Source organism: Streptococcus sp. ELY_125 (assembly GCF_058314535.1).
This window is the reverse complement of record NZ_JBZFUM010000001.1, coordinates 130,971-153,100: the sequence shown is the minus strand read 5'-3', so window position 1 is coordinate 153,100 and position 22,130 is coordinate 130,971. Positions and strand designations below refer to the sequence as shown.

The window sequence follows — 22,130 nt, the reverse complement described above, 5'->3', positions numbered from 1 at the left end:
TTGTCAGCCTCTCTAAATTTCTTTGAGACGCTTAACGGCTTAGCGACATGAAGTTTGGCTAGTCGATTTTACTAACCAAACGGAGTTAGTGGGAGAGGTAGCCAATTCACCATAGTGATTGGCGTTTGTTATCAAGTGTAAAGCACTTAGATAACAAGCCTCTGCCGTATCTTGGTAATTGAACCCGCCTACGACTCTGTGAAATTAGACTCGCCTTCCTAGAATCTTCGGGGCTTCTTCGTCCGGCTCCCTAAATTTCTTTGAGTCGCTTAACGGCTTGGTATCTTAATAATCGAACACGGGCTGCGGCTTGTGCAAAAAAGATAGTTTCTTCCTAGACGCAAGCGTCTTCGTCGAACCTCCTATTTTTGCTTAATCCGCGGACGCCCTTTGTATCTTGATAATTGAACACGGGCTGCGGCTTGTGCAAAAAAGATAGTTTCTTCCTAGACGCAAGCGTCTTCGTCGAACCTCCTATTTTTGCTTAATCCGCGGACGCCCTTTGTATCTTGATAATTGAACACGGGCTAAAAGCTCGGGATTTAGATAAGCTTCCTTGTGTGCCAGCACACAGCGTCACCTTCCTAAAATCCTAGTCGCTTTTGACGCCCTTTGTATCTTAGTAAAGGAGAAAAAATGGCATTTGAAGATGAATTTTTTAGGCGTAAAACTCCTGATGAGCACAAATTGATAGCATATGGTTTTTATCAGACGCAGACAGGTTATTCTTATGCTGCTGATATTATGGAAGGGGATTTTGAGGCTCAGATTAATATAGCAAGGAATGGTCGTGTGAGTGGCTGCCTGATTGATAAAGACTTGGATGAGGAATATACAGCTATTCACGTAACTACGGGTGTGGGTCATTACGTTGGTCAGGTTCGAGAGGCTTACGGTGCGCTCTTAGAGGATATTGCACAAGCCTGTTTTGATGAGCATCCTTTTGATTTTCCGCAGTCCAATCGCTTAGCCCATCATCTAGCGATAAAATTTGGTGACCAATTTGACTATCCCTTTGCTAAATATCCTCAATATGCTGCCTTTCGTCACCCTGCTAATCAAAAATGGTATGCCTTACTTTTCCCCCTTGCATTTGGGAAATTGATTAAAGACGATAATCGTTTAGCTGAAAGAGATTTAGAGCGTCAGGTAGAGGTGATTAATATTAAGATTGCCAAAGAGCGTTTACCTGATTTGCTGCAGATAAATGGTATTTATTCTAGCTATCACATGAATAAGCAATCGTGGATTTCTATTGTTTTGGATGACAGCTTATCAGATAATCATATATTTGAACTCGTAGAACAGAGCCGATCTTTGGTTGGACCTAAAGGCTATAAATCAATAAGCGGTCCCGACTACTGGCTGATTCCTGCTAATCCTAAATATTATGATATTGATGCAGAGTTTGCGGCTAGTGATAGGATTAAATGGACGCAGAAGGCGCAGATTCAAAAGGGAGACTGGGTCTTTATTTATATGACTGCCCCTATAAAGGCAGTGCGCTATGCCTGCCGTGTGTTAGAGACTTATATTCCTAATGAAAGTTACCGCGATCGGTCGGACATTAAGGCCTTGATGGAAATTGAGAGGGTTAAGACTTTTGAAGATTGGGAACTGCCTATGGATCTGCTTAAAGAACAAGGAGTTAAAACGGTTCGCGGTCCCAGACGCATGACTAAGGAGCTAATTGACCATGTTGTCAATCAGCTAAAAGGCTAGGATACTTTGTTGGCGGCATGCTTGATAAATTTTGATATAATAGTGAACATGAGAATTATTGCTGGAAGATTTGGTGGTCGTCCTTTAAAGACTTTACCAGGCAAGATAACTAGGCCGACCTCTGATAAGGTCAAGGGAGCTATTTATAGTATGATTGGCCCATTTTTTAATGGTGGCCGCGTCTTAGACCTATATGCTGGTAGCGGAGGTCTTTCGATCGAGGCGATATCTCGTGGGATGACTGAAGCTGTTTTAGTAGAGAAGGATCCCAGGGCTCAGGCCATTATTGCAGATAATATTAAGATAACCAAATCGCAAGGGCAGTTCTATCTGATTAAAAAGAAGGCTCAACAAGCCTTGCGGCTATTGACGGGGCCCTTTGATTTAGTGTTCTTGGATCCTCCTTACGCAGAGGAAGAAATAGTTCAAAATATCCTCAGTTTAGAGAAGCTTAATCTCTTGTCCGAGGATGTGATGATTGTCTGCGAGACTGACAAGGCTGTCGTCTTGCCGCAGAATATTGGCCAGTTTTATACATGGAAACAGAAAATATATGGAATTAGTAAGGTAACAATTTATGTCAGATAAAATCGGTTTATTTACAGGATCTTTTGATCCTGTCACTAATGGCCACGTGGATTTGTTTAGGCGGGCCAGTCACCTTGTTGATCATCTCTATGTAGGAATTTTTTTTAATCAGGAAAAGCCAGGTTTTTTTAGTGTAGACAGGCGGCAATTCTTAATCGAACAGGCGGTTGCTGGTTTGCCTAATATTTCCGTCATTTCCTCGCATGATAAGCTGGCCGTGGAAGTTGCTAGAGATATTGGGGCTGGTATTTTGATACGTGGCTTACGAAATACTCAGGATCTTAATTATGAAACCAGTCTGGACTATTTCAATCATGACTTAGCCCCCCAGCTGGAGACGATTTATTTATTGTCCTCTCCCGAGTATTCACAGATTAGTTCTTCGCGTATTCGAGAACTAGTTCATTTTGGGGCAGATGTACGCCCTTATGTTCCTGAAGCAGTTGCCTTAGAATTGGAGAAAGTACAAAATGACGATTAGCTACGCTCAAAATGAGCAGTATCAGGGTTTCAGCGGCTTTGTTAAACGCTTTAAGTGGTGGCTGCTAGGTGGTCTACTGGGCAGCTTACTTCTGCTGCTTATTTTTTGCCTCTTTGCCCCTTTACCCTACTATGTAGAGGTTCCGGGGGGAGCCTATGATATCAACCAAGTTGTAACTGTAGACGGTAAAGCTAATAAGAGTAAAGGCTCTTATAATTTTGTAGCTGTAGAGGTACGGCGGGGAACTCCTGTTCAGCTTTTTTATGCTTGGCTGACACCCTATACGGATGTTGTCTCTGATGATGAGATGACTGGTGGTGCCAGTACCAAGGAGTTTGAATTAATGAATCAATATTATATGGAGAATTCCCAGAATACGGCTGTTTACCAAGCTATGAAGCTTTCTGATAAGAAGGTTCATATGGATTACAAGGGTGTCTATGTTTTGGATATTGCAGATAATTCAACGTTCAAAGGAGTTTTAGAGATTGCTGATACAGTGACAGGAGTCAATGGCAAGACCTTTAAAAATTCAAAGGACTTGGTAAAGTATGTTAGTGGGCTCAAGCGTGGTTCCAAAGTCAGCGTTCAATACACGCGCAAAAATCAGAAAAAATCAGCTGACGGTAAGGTTGTTAAGCTAAAAAACGGCAAGAATGGTATTGGTATCTCGCTGACAGATCATACCGAGGTTAGTTCCAAACAAAAGGTTAAATTTTCTACGGAAGGCGTTGGTGGTCCCAGTGCGGGTCTGATGTTCACCCTGTCTATCTATGACCAGCTCAATCAGGAAGACCTCTTGCAAGGGCGCAAGATCGCAGGTACAGGGACTATTGAACCAGATGGAAGCGTTGGTGATATCGGCGGTGTTTCACAAAAGGTGGTGTCAGCTGATAAATCAGGAGCGGAGATCTTCTTTGTTCCTGATAATCCTATTAAAAAGAATGAAGAACAGTACTACCCTAAAGGAAATAACTATGAAGAAGCCAAGAAGGCTGCTAAAGATATCGACTCTGACATGAAAATTGTTCCAGTTAAAACTGCACAAGATGCTATTGATTACTTGAAGAAATAAAAAAATCAAAATCACGGTGAAGGTCGTGATTTTTTGGTTCTCTGATTTTATATTCTCCACCTGAAATTATTGACCTACCCAAGCTGACTTTAGTCACTATATTACCTGCCATTTTATATCTGATTCAAAATAGTGTATAATAATAAGGTTAATGGAACTACTAGTGTTAGATTACTGCTGAAAGAAGGGAAGCCGATGAGACGAGAAATTTCCCCTGAAATGTTAAATTATAATAAATTTCCGGGGCCAAGTTTTGTGGTTTTTGATAATCATATTCAGTCTGATGGGATCAGTCTGGAATTGGTCGATAATTATCGGGAGGGTTTTAAGCTGGAGAATTTCCAGCAGCGTTTTTCGGAAATTTTGCTTAAATACGACTATATTCTCGGTGATTGGTCCAGTGATGAATTGCGCCTAAGGGGATTTTATAAGGATGATAGAGTTGTCAAAACGGATAGTAAAATTAGCCGTCTTGATGACTACCTGAAAGAGTATTGTAATTTTGGCTGCGCCTATTTCCTGCTGGCTAATCCTGAACCAAGAGAAGTGAAGTCTGATGAGGGAGATCGTCGTCGCCGCCGCGATAACCGCAAGCGTCGCTCTTCCCGCTCCCCAATTAATCCTAATGAGTCTTCTTTTAAGGTGAGAGAGGATAATAGTCAGTCGCATCGTCATTTTAATAAAAGGGGAAGCAAAAAGAAGCAGGAAATAAACGATTCAAAAGAGGAAAACTACCATCAGCATTTCACGATTAGAAAGAAGGAAAATTGAATATGACTAAGGAAGGGATTGCCGTGAAGCCGTCAATTTACGGACTAACTCGAGATGAGTTGATTGATTGGGCTATGGCACACGGTGAGAAAAAATTTCGGGCCACTCAAATCTGGGACTGGCTCTATAAAAAACGCGTCCAATCATTTGAAGAAATGACTAATATTTCTAAGGAGTTCATCGCTGTTTTAGAAGAGAATTTTTGCTTTAATCCTCTTAAACAGCGCATCGTTCAAGAATCCGCCGATGGGACTATCAAATATCTTTTCGAGTTGCCGGATGGCATGCTGATTGAGACGGTACTTATGCGGCAGCACTATGGTTTATCTGTCTGTGTGACTACCCAAGTCGGCTGTAATATCGGCTGTACCTTTTGTGCCAGCGGTTTGATTAAAAAGCAGCGCGATCTTAACAATGGGGAAATTACTGCTCAGATTATGCTGGTGCAAAAATACTTGGATGACCGTGGTGAAGGCGATCGCGTCAGTCATGTTGTCGTTATGGGGATTGGTGAGCCGTTTGACAATTATGATAATGTTATTAGGTTCTTGCATACCATCAATGATGATAACGGCTTAGCCATCGGTGCTCGTCATATTACAGTATCGACATCAGGTTTGGCTCACAAGATTCGTGAGTTTGCTAATGAAGGTATTCAAGTCAATTTGGCTGTGTCTTTGCATGCTCCTAACAATGACTTACGTTCCAGTATCATGCGTATCAATCGGTCTTTCCCTTTAGAAAAGCTCTTTGATGCCATCGAATACTATATCAAGAAGACCAACCGTCGAGTGACCTTTGAATACATCATGCTCAATGAGGTCAATGATTCTCCTGAAAATGCGCAAGAACTGGCTGACTTAACCCAATCTATCCGCAAACTTTCCTATATCAACCTGATTCCTTATAACCCTGTATCTGAACATGATCAATACAGTCGCTCAACCAAGGACCGTGTGGATGCTTTCTATGATGTTCTTAAGAAAAATGGCGTCAACTGTGTGGTTCGTCAAGAGCATGGTACTGATATTGATGCGGCCTGTGGTCAACTTCGCTCTAATACGATGAAGCGCGATCGCCAAAAAGCAGTGGCAGGGGCTGCTAACTAATGACTAAAATTTTAGAACGGTTGTTTGATGGGGAGGCGGAAGTTACAGATTTAGGATATAAGCTTACTTGCTTCCTGTTGACAGGATACGGTCTCTGTCTGATCTATCTGTGTTTTGCTCCCCAGCCATTTGAAATGACTGGAGTTGAAACGCCTAATATCCATTACTTGGGTCGGGTTCCTGTCTTACTGGTACCCTTTAATTCTTTTATCAGTATTGGACAGCTAGATACTCTAAAGGAGCTTTTTTGGGTCATGGGGCAGAATTTCAGCAATCTCTTTTTACTGACTCCTGTCCTGCTGGGGCTTTTGGCACTGTTTAAAAGGTGGCGCCGCTGGCGTTTAGTCTTAGTGATGAGCTTTCTTATGAGTTTGTTCATCGAGTCTACTCAGATTCTCTTGGATCTGCTCTTTAATTTTAATCGGGTTTTTGAAATTGATGATCTTATCTTTAATACCTTAGGCGGATTAGTTGCTCTGTGGCTACTGCCTGTGTTACAATCTATAATAGTTAAGACATTGTCACATAAGAAGAAATAAACAGAGAGAGACTCAATCAGTAAATTGTGATGGAATCACGATTTTGATTTTCTTTGCTCTCCCATTTTAAGGCCCAGATCTCTACCACTTTCTTGTTTTTAGGTGGCAGGCTTTGGCAGTCTGGAAATATGATGAACAGAGTTCATGGTATTAGCTAACCTCCAACAAGTTTCCCTAGCTGTTGGAGCTATCACTTACGTGGTCGCGTTAAACAGTCCACTAAGGTAGCGCTTGAAAATGGGATTGAGCTCCACAAGATAAGGGTCGCCAATCAGCAGTGGTTCATTGGTACCAAAGCACCTAATGAACTGTTAGGGGTAAGACTTCTTAGCATAGCCAACACGTCTTACTCCCCCTACTGTATCAATTTAGTAAACTTAGAATATACTAATGAGTCTGGACTTTTGTCCCAGACTCTTGTTATGGCTAAAACTAAAAAAATGGACACTCTTTGAAAGTCACTAGAATTCTGTTAGTAAATGTGCCTTGCTCTTGGGGAGAAAGGCCACTTTTTAAGTTTTTAGCCTTAGTAAATTCACTGGATTTGGGACTGCACCCCCCATCTGAATTTCTTGACTTATACGGATGGACTTTACAACCATGTAAATCACCAGTGCAGTGCAAGTTAGTAAGTACTAAGCAGACGCGAATTTGACCAGGACTTTAACCCGAAGATTGCTAATTCTGGGTTGTTTATTTGATTTTTAAGAGATAGGGGGCTTTTAAACTCCCTTTTCCATTTTGAGAGAGGAATTAGAAGTGATTATAAAAAAACTTTGGTGGTTCTTTAAACTTGAGAAACGCCGCTATCTAATTGGAATTTTGTCATTGAGTTTAGTCAGTGTGCTTAATTTGATCCCACCTAAGGTGATGGGACAGGTTATTGATTCGATTGATGCTAAAGACTTAACCCTAACGAGCTTACTGACAAAATTAATTATTTTACTCTTAGCTGCCCTTGGTATGTATCTCTTACGATTAGTCTGGAGGGTTTATCTCTTGGGGACTTCCTATCGTTTGGGTAAAATTTTACGCAGTCGCCTGTTTGAGCATTTCACTAGAATGTCACCCTCGTTTTTCCAGAAGTACCGTACTGGAGATCTAATGGCCCATGCGACTAATGATATTAATTCCCTGACGATGCTGGCAGGAGCTGGTGTTATGTCGGCTGTTGACGCCTCTATCACAGCTCTGGTAACACTTATTACCATGTTTTTTACTATTTCTTGGCAGATGACTCTGATTGCTATCATTCCTCTACCTTTAATGGCTTTTGCGACAAGCCGCCTGGGGCGTAAAAATCATGAATCGTTCAAGGGAGCACAGGCTGCTTTTTCTGATCTTAATAATAAGGTACAAGAGAGCGTGTCGGGGATAAAGGTAACCAAGTCCTTTGGTTATCAAGCGCAAGAATCTGATAGTTTTGCCAAAATCAATCAGGCAACTTTTGAGAAAAATCTCGTCAGCATGCGCTACAATAGCATGTTCACTCCGATTACGCTAATTTTTGTCGGTTCTAGCTATGTCCTAACTCTCCTAGTTGGTGCTTATTTGATTACAGCAGGTCTCGTGACGGTCGGTAGTTTAGTCACTTTCATTACTTACTTAGATATGTTGGTTTGGCCATTGCAAGCGATCGGCTTTCTCTTTAATATCAGTCAGCGTGGTAATGTCTCCTACGATCGCATTTCTGAGCTTTTAGCTCAAGAGAGCGATGTTATTGAGGCTAGGCAGCCCTTGGAAACTATTGAAAATGGTGCTATTAGCTACGATATTGATCGTTTTGATTATGAAGACGAGGAGAGTTTGGCCGATATTCATTTCACGCTTGAAAAAGGACAGACTCTGGGAATCGTCGGTCAGACTGGTTCTGGAAAAACAACCTTACTTAAGCTTTTGCTGCGTCAACATGATGTAACTTCTGGTATTATCAGCCTTAACGGTCATAATATTAAGGACTACCGTCTGTCTGACTTACGCAGTCTTATCGGTTATGTACCTCAGGATCAGTTTCTTTTTGCCATGACAATTTTAGAGAATATCCGTTTTTCCAACCCTGATTTAAGTATGGAGCAAGTTGAGATTGCTGCTAAACTAGCTCAGGTTTATGAGGATATTCAAGCCATGCCTGATGGTTTTGATACTTTAATCGGCGAAAAAGGTGTTTCGCTATCAGGTGGACAGAAGCAGCGGATTGCTATGGCTCGCGCTATGATTATGGAACCAGAAATCCTTATTTTGGATGATTCCCTGTCAGCTGTTGATGCTAAGACAGAATACACCATTATTGATAATCTTAAAGAAACGCGCCAGCAAAAAACAACTATCATTACGGCTCACCGCCTAAGTGCCGTTGTCCACAGTGATTTAATCCTAGTCATGAATAAGGGACGAATCATTGAACGCGGACGGCACGAAGAACTCTTGGAGCAAGGTGGTTGGTATGCCCAGACTTATGAATCACAGCAACTTGAAATGGAAGGAGAGCTTGATGGAAACTAAAGTAATGAGCCAGAAACTGGTATTTAAGCGACTCATGGCCTACCTGAAATCCTATAAGTGGTTAACTGCTTTTGCCTTGGCTTTCCTGCTTTTAACAACTATCGTGCAAACAGTAATTCCTCTAGTAGCACGTTATTTTATCGATCGTTATATTGAAAATGTCAATCAAGTAGCTCTGATGATCCTTTTGGGCTATTTTCTGCTTTATGTCTTGCAGATGATTTTCTCCTATGTAGGGAATTATCTCTTCTCCAAGGTGGCCTACAGTATTGTTCGGGATATTCGTCAGGACGCCTTTGACAATGTCCAGCATTTGGGCATGTCTTATTTCGATCAGACCCCAGCAGGATCCATTGTCTCTCGTTTGACCAATGATACTGAGGCTATTAGTCAGATGTTTTCAGGGATTTTATCTAGCTTTATTTCGGCTGTCTTCATTTTTGCGACAACCCTTTATACCATGATAGTCTTGGATATCCGTCTGACTGCCATTATTGTGTTCTTTTTGCCTTTTATCTTTATTTTAGTTGATCTCTACCGTAAAAAATCGGTCAGTGTTATTGAGGCAACCCGCAGCAAGCTGAGTGATATTAACACTAAGCTTTCTGAATCTATTGAAGGAATTCGGGTGATCCAAGCCTTTCGTCAGGAGGAGCGACTCAAAGAAGAGTTTGAAGAGATCAATCAGGATCACCTGCGTTATGCTAATCGCTCGGTACTCTTGGATAGTATTTTTCTACGGCCGGCTATGTCGCTTTTAAAGCTCCTAGGCTATGCTGTTTTGATGGCTTATTTTGGTTTGACTTGGCAAACGTTTGGAATCACAGCCGGACTTATGTACGCCTTTATCCAATATATCAATCGCCTTTTCGACCCGCTAATTTCAGTAACTCAGAATTTTTCAACTTTACAAACTTCCATGGTTTCGGCTGGTCGTGTTTTTATGCTGATTGATCGTGATGACTATGAACCAAAGCAACAGACACGGGATTTGAGAGTTGAAAACGGCGATATTGAATTTAAAAATGTTAGCTTTTCTTACGATGGCGAACGAAAAATTCTAGATAATATTAGTTTTAAGGTCAATAAGGGTGAAACAATCGCTTTTGTCGGTCCAACTGGCTCAGGAAAGTCCTCGATTATCAATGTTTTTATGCGTTTTTATGAATTTCAATCAGGTCAGGTCCTCTTGGATGGTCAGGATATTCGTAATTATTCGCAGGAAGAACTGCGCTCTGCTATTGGTTTAGTTTTACAGGATCCCTTTCTCTATCATGGAACAATCAAATCCAATATTCGTATGTATCAGGACATCAGTGATAAAGCGGTAGCAGAAGCAGCAGAATTTGTCGATGCAGCTGATTTTATTAAGCAGCTACCACAGGGCTACGATGAGCCAGTGACAGAGCGAGGATCAACTTTCTCGACTGGTCAACGTCAGCTTTTGGCTTTTGCACGAACGGTAGCCAGCCAGCCCAAGATTCTCATCCTTGATGAGGCTACAGCTAATATTGACTCAGAAACTGAGGAGGTTATCCAGACTTCTCTGAAAAAAATGCGCCAAGGCCGAACAACTATTGCCATCGCCCACCGTTTATCAACGATTCAGGATGCTAACTGTATCTATGTCTTAGATAAAGGGCGGATCATTGAAAGTGGGACACACGAGGAGCTCTTGGCTAAGCAAGGAATCTACTACCGTATGTACCAGCTCCAAGCCGGTATGCTTTAAACTACAAAATTAAACTGCCCATCCTTGATTTGATAGAAAATGAAGCAGCTAGCCGAGCCTATTGCTTTGCCATCACTCTATAAAAAGCATCTGTAAGAGATCGTGATTAGGTATAGCAATGTGAGTCTTTCTGTCCTTTGTTTTTCAGACTCATAGATTTATAAAAGGATAGTGCAGTTTCCTTGGTGAGTAAGAAACTACACCAGACTCTATACTAAAAAAAGTAGAAGTTCAGATGGCGAGCTTCTACTTTTAATTTCAATTTTATTCTTCGGAAGGACATAGACTAGATAGATACGGATAGCCTGAGAGTAGGCCTTTGGCGCAGTACTGATGATGTTATTCAGAGAGCTATTTATTCATCAATTTTCTGATGCTGTTATAATTAGTCTTTTAAATTAATCTGTCCCAAGCACAAATATAAAGAGGTTGGAACATTACCAACCTCTTTTCTATAGGAGTATATATCACCTTAGTCTTCTGATCCTAATTTGCGCTTCGTTGTCAAACCGAGGCCGGCCAAGGCTAAAACGGCACCGACAGCAGTAAGGGCTGCTTGAGTAGACTCACCTGTGTTAGGAAGGTTATTGCTTTGCTTATCTTGAACAGAAGCACTACCTTTGCCATCTGTCTGAGCAGCATCGATCGTTACAGGTCGTGTACCAGCAGCCGTAGGAGCAGCTGCTTGAGTATTATTATTGCGGTTTCCATTATTGCCTGCTGCCGCCCCATTACCAGCACCGACTGGATCATTTCCGTTTGCTGGGTTATTCTGTTCAGTATTAGCACTATCATTACCAGTATTGGCATCATCACTTGGATCAGATGTTTGGGCAACTGCTGAAGGATCCTTAGTCACATAGTGGAAAGTTGTTTTAGGCAAGAATTTTACCTGCTGCCCGTTGTAATTGAGAACATAGTTACCATTAGCGTCTGTTGTCGTAGTGAAACCATCCTCGTTTCGGATTTCACCATTGCTGCCGATTTCTAACATAGCGTAGAAAGCATCCTCACCAGCATTTGAGAGACCAAGAGCCATGCCCTCCCCGCTATTAGAAAGGATAGAAATGGCGTGTCCGAAAGATTCCATACCATCACCACTGGCAATATTAAAGTAGTCCGAGAACCAGCTTAATGCCAAGTAGTAGGCAGTCGCCTTGTCTGAACCTAAGTTTTGGCCTGCATCGTTCTTTTGAGCAATAGAGGCTAGTCCATCTTGGTGCCCGTTTTCAGAATAAGCAGTGACACCATCAGGGAAACCTAGATTGGTATCATGGTCAATACCGTCAGTTTCAGATGCTTCTTCATCAGCACGCGCTTGTGCGTATGCCTTCATCAAATCGTTAGCTTCTGGTACTGGCACATTGATTCCGTTAAGTTGACGAAGTTGGGTCAAGTATTCATTCAGATACTTGGCGATGTTGCCCGCATTTGGTGTATAGGGCTGATTTGGATCAGCCACTTCGATATACTCATCAGCTGTACCATCGTAGTTAACATCCGTCACAGGGGCGGTTTTTGCTGTCGCAGTCAAAGTTTGGTCAAAGTCTACAGTACCGTATTCTTCTGTATTTTCTGGCTTAGTAGCAACCGAGTTAACGGACTGGGGCTGCGACGTTGAGTTAGCAGGAGCAGCTGCCTGCTGCTCAGCTTGTGGGGTTGCTTGGGCAGTATTGGCTGCTGTTGCAGAAGCATCAGCAACAGTGTTTGCAGCAGGTGCCGTGATCGTAACTGTTTCAGCTGGAGCTGATGATTCAGGGAGGACAGCAGCTACCGTGTCGGCTGCTGGAGCCGCAGCAGTATTGGCCGCAGTAGTTGATACCGGCTCGGTTTCAACCGTAATCTTTTCTTCCTTGCTGGCATCGGTCGCAGTAGTTTGTTGAGCTGCTGTATCAGTAGCCGCTGTCGCCTCGTCGGCTTGAACGGTCGTACCAACACCTACAGCGATAGTAGCAGTGGCAAGGATGGCTCCGCAGAGACCTGCGAATTTAGTTTTACGTTTGCTGAATGTATCTTTCTGCATAGTACTTCCTATCTAATAAAATTATTTGTTTTAACAGTGAGATATTTTATCACAGATTTAGGAATATGCAATATGCTATTCTAGGGCTAAAATACTTTTTTAGAGAAATAAGACAGATCATTTACTAGTAAAAAACCTTGATAGATTTCTGTTTAAAACAGTTGAGGAATTTCGAAAAGGTACTAGATTAAAAAAAGTTTCAAGTTTATTACAATTCATCTAAACTAATATTACCATTCTAAAACCCCTGCCTTAACAATGTTCTTGCCACTTCCTAATAGGTGTAGCAATAATCTTGTCTTTGCCGTGTTTTTTCAGATTAATAGGGTTATCAGATAATTCATATCAGTTACGCCTGTCATAAATTATCTGAAATAAATCTTGTAAACATGGAAGGCCTATGTTATAATTTAGCCATATTTAAGGAAAGATTGAAAGTGATTTAAATAGGAGTAACCAAGTGAGGTTGGGGATTTGTTGGCAATATTTTTGCCATTTCCTATAATCCTCAATTGATAAGGCAAAAAAGAGGTTGGGCCAAAATTGGCCCAGCCTCCTTGTTTTGGTATAAACTTTTGGCGCAGTGGTTGAGACAAGACTTGTTGGCAACGTCAAGAAGTCTTACCCCTGCGCCGTTCATTTAGAGAGTGGAAATGCGAACCAAAATTTTTAATTTTTGGGCTGTTCCTGCTCCCTTTCTTTGTTCCTTCAAACATTATAGTTGGCAAATTAGGACTTAAAGCACTTATATTCCAGATCCTATTTGCAGGTAAATGTAGAGCAATCATTGTGCAGGCTTTATTCAGTATTGCCCTGTTTAAATTCTTTATCTTGTGCTGCAGTGAGGACCAGGTTGGTAGCGATAATTGAATATATCTGGTAGGATGTCCCAAACCTGTGCTTTTTTGGTATAATGGATAATGATTTTATAGAAAAAATAAAGTGAGAAGTAAGATGTCCAAGATAAAGATTGTTACAGATTCATCGATTACGATTGAACCTGAGTTGGTGGAGAGTTTAGGAATTACGGTAGTACCTCTGTCAGTCATGATTGATGGTGTTATTTATAGCGATAATGACTTAAAAGAAGAGGGGAAATTTCTCTCACTTATGCGTCAGAGTAAGGAGTTGCCCAAGACCAGTCAGCCCCCAGTCGGTGTCTTTGCTGATGTCTATGAAAAATTGGTGAGAGATGGTGCGGAGCACGTTGTTTCCATCCATATCACTCACAGCTTATCGGGAACGGTTGAAGCAGCTCGCCAGGGGGCTGCTATTGCAGGAGCTGATGTGACAGTGATTGATTCAACCTTTACGGATCAGTCCATGAAGCATCAAGTTGTTCAGGCTGCTATTCTGGCCGAGAAGGGAGCCAATCTTGCTGATGTTTTAGCCAAGGTTGAAGAGGTTCGTCAGAAGTCGGAACTCTTTATCGGTGTCTCTACGCTGGAGAATCTAGTCAAAGGGGGGCGTATTGGCCGTGTGTCCGGCATGCTATCTTCCCTTTTAAATATCCGTGTTGTGATGGAACTCAAGGATTCTGTCCTCAACCCAATTGTCAAAGGTCGAGGAAATAAGACCTTCGTTAAGTGGTTGGATAATTTTATTGAGCATGCTGAGACAAAAAAAGTAGCTGAGATCGGTATTTCATACTCTGGCGGTCCCGAATGGGCTCACAAGATGAAGGAAAGATTGCAAGAATTGGTGGAGAGCGATCGTATTTCTGTGATGGAAACTGGCTCGATTATTCAAACTCATACGGGTGAAGACGCCTTTGCAGTTATGGTGCGTTATGAATAAAAAACGATTATTAGCCCCGGCTTTCTTCCTATTTTGTCTAGTCGGTTTTGCTTTGGCTATTAATGTTCTTTTACCTAGAGCGGGTGGAGAACATGTTGCTTCTACCTTTAGAGTCGGTGCTGAAGGCAAGACCTTTAATTATTTAGCCCTAGGAGATTCTTTAACAGAAGGAGTTGGAGATACAACTGGTCAGGGTGGCTTTGTTCCCATTCTATCGCGGTCTCTTGAAAATGATTACGGTTATCAAGTGGCTTCCAATAATTATGGTGTTGCCGGCAATACCAGCCAGCAGATTCTCAAGCGGATGCAAAACAAAAAGGATTTGCAAAAGGGTTTGCAAAAGGCTGATATGATGACGCTGACAGTCGGTGGAAATGATGTTATGGCTGTTCTTAGAAAAAATCTCAGCGCTGATCTAAAGGTAGACAGTTTCAAGAAACCAGCTCAAGAGTATCAGGGGCGCCTCCGTAAAATTGTTAAACTAGCCCGTCAGAGTAATCAGGAGCTTCCTATCTATATCGTAGGAATTTATAACCCTTTCTATCTCAATTTTCCAGATATGACTGAGATGCAGACTGTCGTTGATAATTGGAATAACAGTACTCAAGCGGTAACAAAAGAGTATAAAAATGTCTATTTTGTTCCTGTTAATGACCTGCTTTATAAGGGAATCAATGGTGAGGAAGGGATTACTCAATCCTCAGATGGTGAATCTGGAGATAGCAGCAGTATTCAAAATGATGCTTTGTTTGAAAAGGATCATTTCCATCCCAATAACACGGGTTATCAAATAATGGCTGATGCTGTTTTGGAGAAGATAAATGAAACAAAAAGTAAATGGTAAAAGAAATTGGTGGCAGTGGGGCTTTCTTGCTCTGCTTGCTTTTAATCTGGCCTTGGTTGCTGTTCTAATATTGAGACTAGGTACTCTTGAAGAGTCGTCTAATCATGGAAATCAAGCGACTGTCAGCCAGTCTGATATCAAGATTGGAACATTTAGCTCATCGCGTGATGAGCTAAATGCCACGGTAGCCTCCTATTTGAAGCAGTATCAGACTAAAAAAAATAGCTATAGTTTTTCAGCGACTTCCAGTCATGTCGTCTTTGAGGGAACTTATACTCTTCTGGGATATCAAGTTCCGCTGCAAGTTTACTTCACTCCTGTTGTCCTAGAAAATGGCGGCATCCAGCTTGATGTCAGTTCTGTCTCAGCAGGAACCTTGTCGTTGCCAGTTTCTGAAGTGCTGAAATTTATAGCTTCCAGCTACGATCTACCAGATTTTGTTGAGGTAGATAGCAAGAAATCCGCTATCATCCTCAATCTTCCTAAGATGAAAAATAAAACAGGTGTCTATGTCAAAGCGACCGAGTTTAATTTAGTTAATGACAAGATTAGCTTTGATGTTTATAAGCGAAAGTAATTTTCGTGCTGATTTTAGGGAGATAAAGGCCAGTTCTGCGGGCGAATGATGACATTTTGTCATTTTGAACTCGTCTGGAAGATGAAATATTGTAAAAAAGGCCCAAATTAACGTTTTATACTTGACCTTGTAAGGAAATTTAGATATCATAGTCTCTGTTAAAGTCATAAGTGCATAGATTTATTGACTTAATAATATTTGGAGGATTAGTGAAATGGCTAATAAACAAGATTTGATTGCAAAGGTTGCTGAAGCAACAGAATTGACTAAGAAAGACTCAGCAGCAGCAGTTGATGCTGTATTCTCATCAATTGAAGGATTCCTTTCAAAAGGTGAAAAAGTTCAATTGATTGGTTTTGGTAACTTTGAAGTTCGTGAACGTGCAGCTCGTAAGGGTCGTAACCCACAAACTGGTGCTGAAATCAAAATTGCAGCTTCAAAAGTTCCAGCTTTCAAAGCTGGTAAAGCTCTTAAGGACGCTGTTAAATAAGAATCGTTTTGATAATGCAAAGGCTGGGAGTCATAATCTCCTAGCCTTTCTTAATTTAGAAGTGAATAAGATGGGAAAAACATTTTTAATTGCCTTACTGATTTTGCTGATATTTACCGCACTTAAATTTCTTGTATTTGGTGTCATGTTTAGAATCTTCAAGCCACAGGAAATGACGGAAGAAGAAAAGGCAGCTTTTGACCGTAAGATGGACGGCGAAGAAGAGAATGATGAGGTTGATTCTTTACTAAAATAGAGTAAAAAAGGCTCGAGGTAACATCACCACCTCGAGTCTTTTGAATTGAGTTATCTATTGAACTTGTCCCCTCTGATAGGAGTTGTTGTAGACCTTGAAATTATGATCATGCAGAACTTGGGCAGCGTAGGCAGGCCAGTTAGGATTACGAATGAGGCCGCGACCAACTTCAATGAGGTCTGCCTGTTGGGTTTGTAGGAGATACTCGTCCAGCTCAGGAGCGTTTAGGAGGCCGACTGCTGTAACAGGGATATTTACAGCGGTTTTCATTTTACTAGTATAAGGAGCTTGGTAGCCGCCATAGACTGGAATGTTTGGTTTGATATCCATCAGGCCGCCAGTAGAGATATCAATGCATTGAATGCCATCTTCCTCTAACCAATGCCCAATAGTCTGCCAGTCTTCAATGCTATTTTGCTGGCCAGTCTCATCGTAGGCAGTCATAGAGAGACGGGTCCAGATAGAGCCATCGAAGTTTTGTCGAATAGCTGGTATTATTTCTTTAAGGAAGCGATAGCGATTCTCTAGACTACCGCCGTAAGCATCTTGACGGTGATTCGTTAAAGGTTCTAGGAATTGGTTGATTAAGTAGCCGTGGGCACCATGAAGTTCTATCATATCAAAACCGGCCTTTTGGGCTCTGCCAGCTGCTGTACTAAAGGCTTCTTGGGTCTGTTTAATATCATCTACTGTCATTTCACGCGGCGTGGGGTAGTCTGCATTGTAAGCAATAGCGCTAGGGGCAATGCTGTCAACAGCATCTTTTGCCTTGCGTCCACCGTGACCTAGCTGAATACCAACCTTGATGCCGAGAGTATGTAATTCGTTAACTAAGGCTTTGAGACCTGGGATATGATCATCACTCCAAATACCAAGATCATTATTAGTTAGTCGGCCATCGGGATGAACAGCCGTGGCTTCTAAGATAATCAAACCAGCCTGCCCTATAGCTCTAGCTCCGTAGTGAGCATGATGGAAGGGAGTGACCTTTCCATCTTCCTTGTCAACTACATACATGCACATGGGGGGCATGACAATACGATTCTTCAAATCCAGCCCCGCAATTTTAACAGGTGATAATAACTTTGACATTGCAATACCTCCAATAAAATTCTGTTTACATTATAACAAAAAGCTAATTTACGATATAAGAAAAAAATCCTCAAATTCCCTAACCTGCGGTTACATAGAAATTTGAGGATTTTTAGCTACTCAGACAATATAATTTAGCTGACCATGGAAATCTTCCAACTTGTCATAGCCCTTCTGGGTCATGATAGTCTTCAATTCTTTTGTAATACGCTCAAAAATAGCTGGTCCTTCTTGGTGAAGAGCTGTTCCAATCTGTATCATGCTGGCACCGCAAAGGATGTGCTCAAAGGCATCGCGGCCAGATTTTACTCCTCCGGTACCGATGATTTTGATAGAAGGGTTTAAGCGTTGGTAAAAGGCATGGACATTAGCTAGTGCTGTCGGTTTGATATAGTCACCGCCAAGGCCCCCAAAACCATTTTTAGGTTTGATGACAACGGTTTCATCTTGGATGAAGAGGCCGTTTCCGATAGAGTTGACACAGTTGACGAAAGCTAGCGGAAATTGATTGAAAATGGCAGCTGCTTGATCAAAATGGGCAATATCAAAGTAAGGAGGCAGTTTGATTCCAAGCGGTTTAGTATAGTAGGAGAAGGCTTTTGCTAGAATTTGTTCAGTCGCTTCAAAATCATAGGCAATCTGAGGTTTACCAGGAACATTAGGGCAGGAAAGATTGAGTTCAACCACGCCCTGATAATTACTAGCCTGAATGGATTTGAGGATGGTATGTGTCTCTTCTTGACTCATACCGACAACAGATAGAAAGTGATTCTTGGACTCTGGTTGATTCTGAAGCTCGATAACATAATCCAGATAGTAGGTGAATCCCTTGTTAGGAAGTCCCATCGAGTTGATGGAGCCTAAAGGAATATCAGCATAGCGAGGTTCTGGATTGCCTAAGCGCGGTTCTAAAGTGCCAGTTTTGGTTACAAAAGAGCCTGCAGCTGACTGGTCAATTTTTGCTAATTCTTCTTTGGTCATGCAGTAGACCCCTGCTGCATTCATCAGACAGTTGTCAAAGGTAAAATTTCCGATTTGTGTTGCTGTAGAAACCATGCGAATCCTCCAATACATCAATCTTATTAGCTTACATTCTACTATTTATAAGCAGTGAAATCAAGATTAAACGAATATTTGATGGAGAATAAGGGATATATGTTCGTATAATACTGCTTTAGTTTGAGATGTTCCTATAAAATTAAGGATTTAGCTGAACAAGTCCAAGGTAACACTGGATTTTTTGGCCATTTTTTTGTAAAATGTAAAGGTAATGGTATAATGCCGTAACGAATTTGACCCTGTAAGGGTTCATTTTAAGAAGGAGACACTACTAATGGTAAAATTGGTTTTTGCTCGCCACGGTGAGTCAGAATGGAACAAGGCAAATCTTTTCACTGGTTGGGCTGATGTTGATCTTTCAGATAAGGGGACACAGCAAGCGATTGACGCTGGTAAACTGATCAAGGAAGCAGGTATTGAATTTGACCTTGCCTTCACATCAGTTTTAAAACGTGCTATCAAGACTACTAACCTTGCACTTGAAGCAGCTGATCAACTCTGGGTTCCTGTTGAAAAATCATGGCGTTTGAATGAACGCCACTACGGCGGATTAACCGGCCAAAATAAGGCAGAAGCTGCTGAAAAATGGGGTGACGAGCAAGTTCATATTTGGCGCCGTTCTTATGATGTTTTGCCACCGGCTATGGCTAAGGATGATGAGCACTCAGCACATACAGATCGTCGTTATGCTTCTCTTGATGATTCAGTTATTCCAGATGCTGAAAATCTGAAGGTGACCTTGGAACGTGCGCTTCCGTTCTGGGAAGATAAAATTGCACCAGCCCTTAAAGATGGCAAGGATGTGTTTGTAGGTGCACATGGTAACTCAATCCGTGCCCTTGTTAAACATATCAAACAATTGTCAGATGATGAAATCATGGATGTTGAAATTCCCAACTTCCCACCATTGGTATTTGAATTTGACGAAAAACTTAATCTTACAAAGGAATACTATCTAGGTAAATAAAAAGGTCCGGTGGATCTTTTTATCCCGAACTCAAAAATAAAGAAGTGAGGCAGGTCCAGTGGACCTAAGTTTTCCCAGTTTTTAAAAAGCTGGAGTAGTAGACAGCCTCGATGATTTTGATTTTGAGATAGTTAGTTCACACCTCTTAGGAAGGATTACCTAAGAGGTGTTTTTACATATTCTCAACTGGCTAACTTCGTTTAGAACTTTCATGTTTCTTACCAATATTGAACCTGAAAAATACTTTTTGTTGACTGGGGTTTTTTTTCTTGAATTGTGATAGAATAGTCCTGATAGATTTTATTGAAGTGAGGAGACCATGGAGATCAGAAATCCATTTAAGAAAAAGGAAATAGTAAACGATACTGAGGAGAAAAAAGAACAAAAAGCAGACAAAGTTTTAGCTCGAAAAACCAAGAAAAAAATAAAGAAAGTAGGTTTTCTTTCTAGTATAACCAGCCGTCTTTATATTATTTTTGCCTTGGTTTTAGTTCTTTTAGCAGTCTTAATTGGACGTCTAGCTTATATGCAGGTCAGTAACCGGCAATTTTACTTAGATAAACTCAATAAGCAAACGACTTATACTGTTACCCAATCTTCAGAACGGGGACAAATTTATGATGCAACTGGTCAAGCACTGGTCGATAATGAGAAGAAGACCGTTGTGACCTACACGCGTAGCAATAAGGCTACAGCTCAGGATATTCGTGATATTGCCAAGCGCTTATCAACCATGGTCAATCTGACAGAGACCAAGGTTACTGAACGCCAGAAAAAAGATTTTTACCTAGCAGATTCTAAGCATTACAAGGCTATTGTGGATAAGTTACCGGACAATAAAAAATACGATAGCTACGGTAATAATTTAACCGAATCGGCTATTTATAAAAACGCTATTGCAGCTGTCCCTAAAAGTAAGATTAACTATTCAGAAAATGAGTTGAAGCAAGCCTTTATCTTTAATCAGATGAATGCTGCTTCAAATTTCAGCACAGTCTATCTCACGACGGGGGATTTGACTGAAGATCAGATTGCCTATATCACAGCAAATAAGTCTGATCTGCACGGTATTAGTGTAGGGTCTGACTGGAATCAAACAGTAACGACCTCATCTTCATCCTTGTCAGATATTATAGGAACACTCTCTAGTGAAGAGACTGGTTTACCTCAGGAGAGTGCTGATGAATACTTGGCTAAGGGGTATTCTCTGAATGACCGTGTCGGAACCTCTTATTTACAAGAGCAGTATGAAGATGTTCTTCAGGGAACGCGGACGACTACCAAGATTAGTGTTGATAACGAAGGCAATGTTATTAAAAATAAGCAAACCTCACAGGGCAGTAAGGGGAATAATATTAAGTTGACTATTGACCTCGGTTTCCAAAATGGTGTTGAAGGAATTCTTAACCAGTACTATGGACCAGAGGTTGCTTCCGGTAATGCTGCTAATTCGGAAGGCGTTTATGCTGTGGCCCTGAATGCAGATACGGGTGCTGTCCTAGCCATGGCAGGACTGGCACACGATACGGATACAGGAGAGACTAGTTCTAATGCATTAGGAACAGTAACTAATGTTTTTGTGCCTGGATCTGTAGTCAAAGGGGCAACACTGACAGCAGGTTGGGAATCTGGCGTTCTGTCGGGAAATGATAGTTTGGTTGATCAAACTATCAGTGTCAATGGTTCCAACCCAATCAATTCTTGGTTTACAGGACAGGGCAGCCGGTCTATTACAGCAACCCAAGCCTTAGAGTATTCTTCTAATACTTATATGGTGCAAGTGGCACTCAAGATGATGGGACAGGATTATTATCCAGGAATGAGTTTGAGCAATGATGGTGTAGACTCTACTATGGCATCTTTGCGTAATGCCTATGCAGAATATGGCATGGGTGTTAAGACAGGTATTGATTTGCCCAATGAGTCGGAAGGCTATAGGACTGATGATTACAAACCTGGTAACGTTCTGACTGAGGCTTTTGGTCAGTTTGATAGTTATACCCCGATGCAGTTAGCCCAATATTCTGCAACGGTAGCTAATGGGGGAACTCGGATTGCCCCGCGTTTAGTTCAGGGTGTCTATAATAATAATGCTGATGGTGGCCTCGGTGATATGGTTAGCTCAATAGATACCAAGGAGCTAAACAAGGTCAATATCTCCAGTGAGCAGATGGGCTTGATTCAAGAAGGATTCTACGAAGTGGTGAATAGCTCAGATGGTTATGCAACTGGTAAGGACATGGCAAGTTCCTCTATTAGTATCTCTGGTAAAACCGGGACGGCTGAAACCTTTGCGACCGACAGCAACGGTAATAGTGTAACAACGGTTAACCTCAATGTTGTTGCCTATGGAAGCGCTAATGATGGAACTAAGGTGGCGGTAGCGGTTATGTATCCCCATGCTGCCAACTCGGAAACCAAGGCTCATCAAAACATTGCACGTGAGATTTTAAATCTTTATCAATCTATGTACGGTGGTGGCCATTAATTTAAGAATAATTCCAAA

Annotated in this window: 19 protein-coding genes; 16 read left to right on the top strand and 3 right to left on the bottom strand. The window is 41.5% G+C overall.

The features are described 5' to 3' along the window. Nucleotides 1-636: 636 nt before the first annotated feature. The 9 genes from AC4HAL_RS00615 (at nucleotide 637) to AC4HAL_RS00575 (ending at nucleotide 10,519) form a co-directional block, all read left to right on the top strand. Nucleotides 637-1,722, top strand: a complete 1,086-nt coding sequence (locus tag AC4HAL_RS00615) for an MmcQ/YjbR family DNA-binding protein (protein ID WP_491092473.1) — start codon at nucleotides 637-639, stop codon at nucleotides 1,720-1,722. Nucleotides 1,723-1,770: 48 nt separating this feature from the next. After that, nucleotides 1,771-2,310, top strand: a complete 540-nt coding sequence (gene rsmD, locus AC4HAL_RS00610; protein WP_491092472.1) for a 16S rRNA (guanine(966)-N(2))-methyltransferase RsmD — start codon at nucleotides 1,771-1,773, stop codon at nucleotides 2,308-2,310. Further along, entirely contained in the window at nucleotides 2,300-2,791 is a 492-nt protein-coding gene (gene coaD / locus AC4HAL_RS00605) for a pantetheine-phosphate adenylyltransferase (RefSeq protein ID WP_491092471.1), read from the top strand. The genes rsmD and coaD overlap by 11 nt, the downstream gene beginning before the upstream one ends. Next, nucleotides 2,781-3,866: a SepM family pheromone-processing serine protease gene (locus AC4HAL_RS00600; protein ID WP_491092470.1), complete on the top strand. Its 1,086-nt coding sequence runs from the start codon at nucleotides 2,781-2,783 to the stop codon at nucleotides 3,864-3,866. The genes coaD and AC4HAL_RS00600 overlap by 11 nt, the downstream gene beginning before the upstream one ends. Before the next feature lie 195 nt (nucleotides 3,867-4,061). After that, nucleotides 4,062-4,637, top strand: coding sequence for a YutD family protein (locus AC4HAL_RS00595; RefSeq protein WP_491092469.1), 576 nt, complete (start codon nucleotides 4,062-4,064; stop codon nucleotides 4,635-4,637). A gap of 2 nt (nucleotides 4,638-4,639) precedes the next feature. Beyond that, nucleotides 4,640-5,746, top strand: coding sequence for a dual-specificity RNA methyltransferase RlmN (gene rlmN, locus AC4HAL_RS00590; RefSeq protein WP_491092468.1), 1,107 nt, complete (start codon nucleotides 4,640-4,642; stop codon nucleotides 5,744-5,746). Beyond that, nucleotides 5,746-6,285 (top strand): VanZ family protein, encoded by a 540-nt coding sequence (locus AC4HAL_RS00585; protein WP_491092467.1) that lies wholly within the window; start codon nucleotides 5,746-5,748, stop codon nucleotides 6,283-6,285. The genes rlmN and AC4HAL_RS00585 overlap by 1 nt, the downstream gene beginning before the upstream one ends. A 759-nt stretch (nucleotides 6,286-7,044) precedes the next feature. Beyond that, a complete protein-coding gene (locus AC4HAL_RS00580; RefSeq protein WP_491092466.1) occupies nucleotides 7,045-8,787 on the top strand; it encodes an ABC transporter ATP-binding protein in 1,743 nt (580 codons plus the stop codon). Further along, entirely contained in the window at nucleotides 8,777-10,519 is a 1,743-nt protein-coding gene (locus AC4HAL_RS00575) for an ABC transporter ATP-binding protein (protein WP_491092465.1), read from the top strand. Before AC4HAL_RS00580 ends, AC4HAL_RS00575 begins: the two co-directional genes overlap by 11 nt. Nucleotides 10,520-10,991: 472 nt before the next feature. On the opposite strand, the gene AC4HAL_RS00570 is transcribed toward AC4HAL_RS00575, so the two are convergent. After that, nucleotides 10,992-12,542, bottom strand: a complete 1,551-nt coding sequence (locus AC4HAL_RS00570) for a putative cross-wall-targeting lipoprotein signal domain-containing protein (protein WP_491092464.1) — start codon at nucleotides 12,540-12,542, stop codon at nucleotides 10,992-10,994. Between the two features lie 954 nt (nucleotides 12,543-13,496). Here AC4HAL_RS00570 and AC4HAL_RS00565 point away from each other — a divergent pair. From AC4HAL_RS00565 to AC4HAL_RS00545, 5 genes are all read left to right on the top strand, one after another. Then, nucleotides 13,497-14,339 carry a DegV family protein gene (locus AC4HAL_RS00565; RefSeq protein WP_491092463.1) on the top strand — a complete coding sequence of 281 codons (843 nt, stop codon included), beginning with the start codon at nucleotides 13,497-13,499 and terminating at the stop codon, nucleotides 14,337-14,339. Then, nucleotides 14,332-15,183, top strand: a complete 852-nt coding sequence (locus tag AC4HAL_RS00560; RefSeq protein WP_491092462.1) for an SGNH/GDSL hydrolase family protein — start codon at nucleotides 14,332-14,334, stop codon at nucleotides 15,181-15,183. The genes AC4HAL_RS00565 and AC4HAL_RS00560 overlap by 8 nt, the downstream gene beginning before the upstream one ends. Beyond that, nucleotides 15,161-15,760, top strand: a complete 600-nt coding sequence (locus AC4HAL_RS00555) for a YpmS family protein (protein ID WP_491092461.1) — start codon at nucleotides 15,161-15,163, stop codon at nucleotides 15,758-15,760. Before AC4HAL_RS00560 ends, AC4HAL_RS00555 begins: the two co-directional genes overlap by 23 nt. 214 nt (nucleotides 15,761-15,974) lie before the next feature. Then, nucleotides 15,975-16,250, top strand: a complete 276-nt coding sequence (locus AC4HAL_RS00550) for an HU family DNA-binding protein (protein WP_002962273.1) — start codon at nucleotides 15,975-15,977, stop codon at nucleotides 16,248-16,250. A gap of 70 nt (nucleotides 16,251-16,320) precedes the next feature. Beyond that, nucleotides 16,321-16,506, top strand: coding sequence for a hypothetical protein (locus tag AC4HAL_RS00545; protein ID WP_491092460.1), 186 nt, complete (start codon nucleotides 16,321-16,323; stop codon nucleotides 16,504-16,506). 54 nt (nucleotides 16,507-16,560) lie between these two features. Here AC4HAL_RS00545 and AC4HAL_RS00540 read toward each other — a convergent pair whose 3' ends face one another. Further along, a complete protein-coding gene (locus tag AC4HAL_RS00540) occupies nucleotides 16,561-17,598 on the bottom strand; it encodes an oxidoreductase (protein ID WP_491092459.1) in 1,038 nt (345 codons plus the stop codon). Nucleotides 17,599-17,718: 120 nt separating this feature from the next. Next, the gene (locus AC4HAL_RS00535; RefSeq protein ID WP_491092458.1) at nucleotides 17,719-18,654 is read right to left on the bottom strand and encodes a dihydroorotate oxidase; all 936 of its coding nucleotides are present in this window, start codon (nucleotides 18,652-18,654) and stop codon (nucleotides 17,719-17,721) included. A 277-nt stretch (nucleotides 18,655-18,931) separates the two neighbouring features. On the opposite strand from AC4HAL_RS00535, the gene AC4HAL_RS00530 reads away from it, so the two are divergent. Beyond that, complete coding sequence (locus AC4HAL_RS00530; RefSeq protein WP_447452404.1) at nucleotides 18,932-19,624, top strand: phosphoglycerate mutase; 693 nt, start codon at nucleotides 18,932-18,934, stop codon at nucleotides 19,622-19,624. A 319-nt stretch (nucleotides 19,625-19,943) separates the two neighbouring features. Next, nucleotides 19,944-22,112 (top strand): penicillin-binding protein PBP2B, encoded by a 2,169-nt coding sequence (pbp2b, locus tag AC4HAL_RS00525; protein ID WP_491092457.1) that lies wholly within the window; start codon nucleotides 19,944-19,946, stop codon nucleotides 22,110-22,112. Nucleotides 22,113-22,130: the final 18 nt, after the last annotated feature.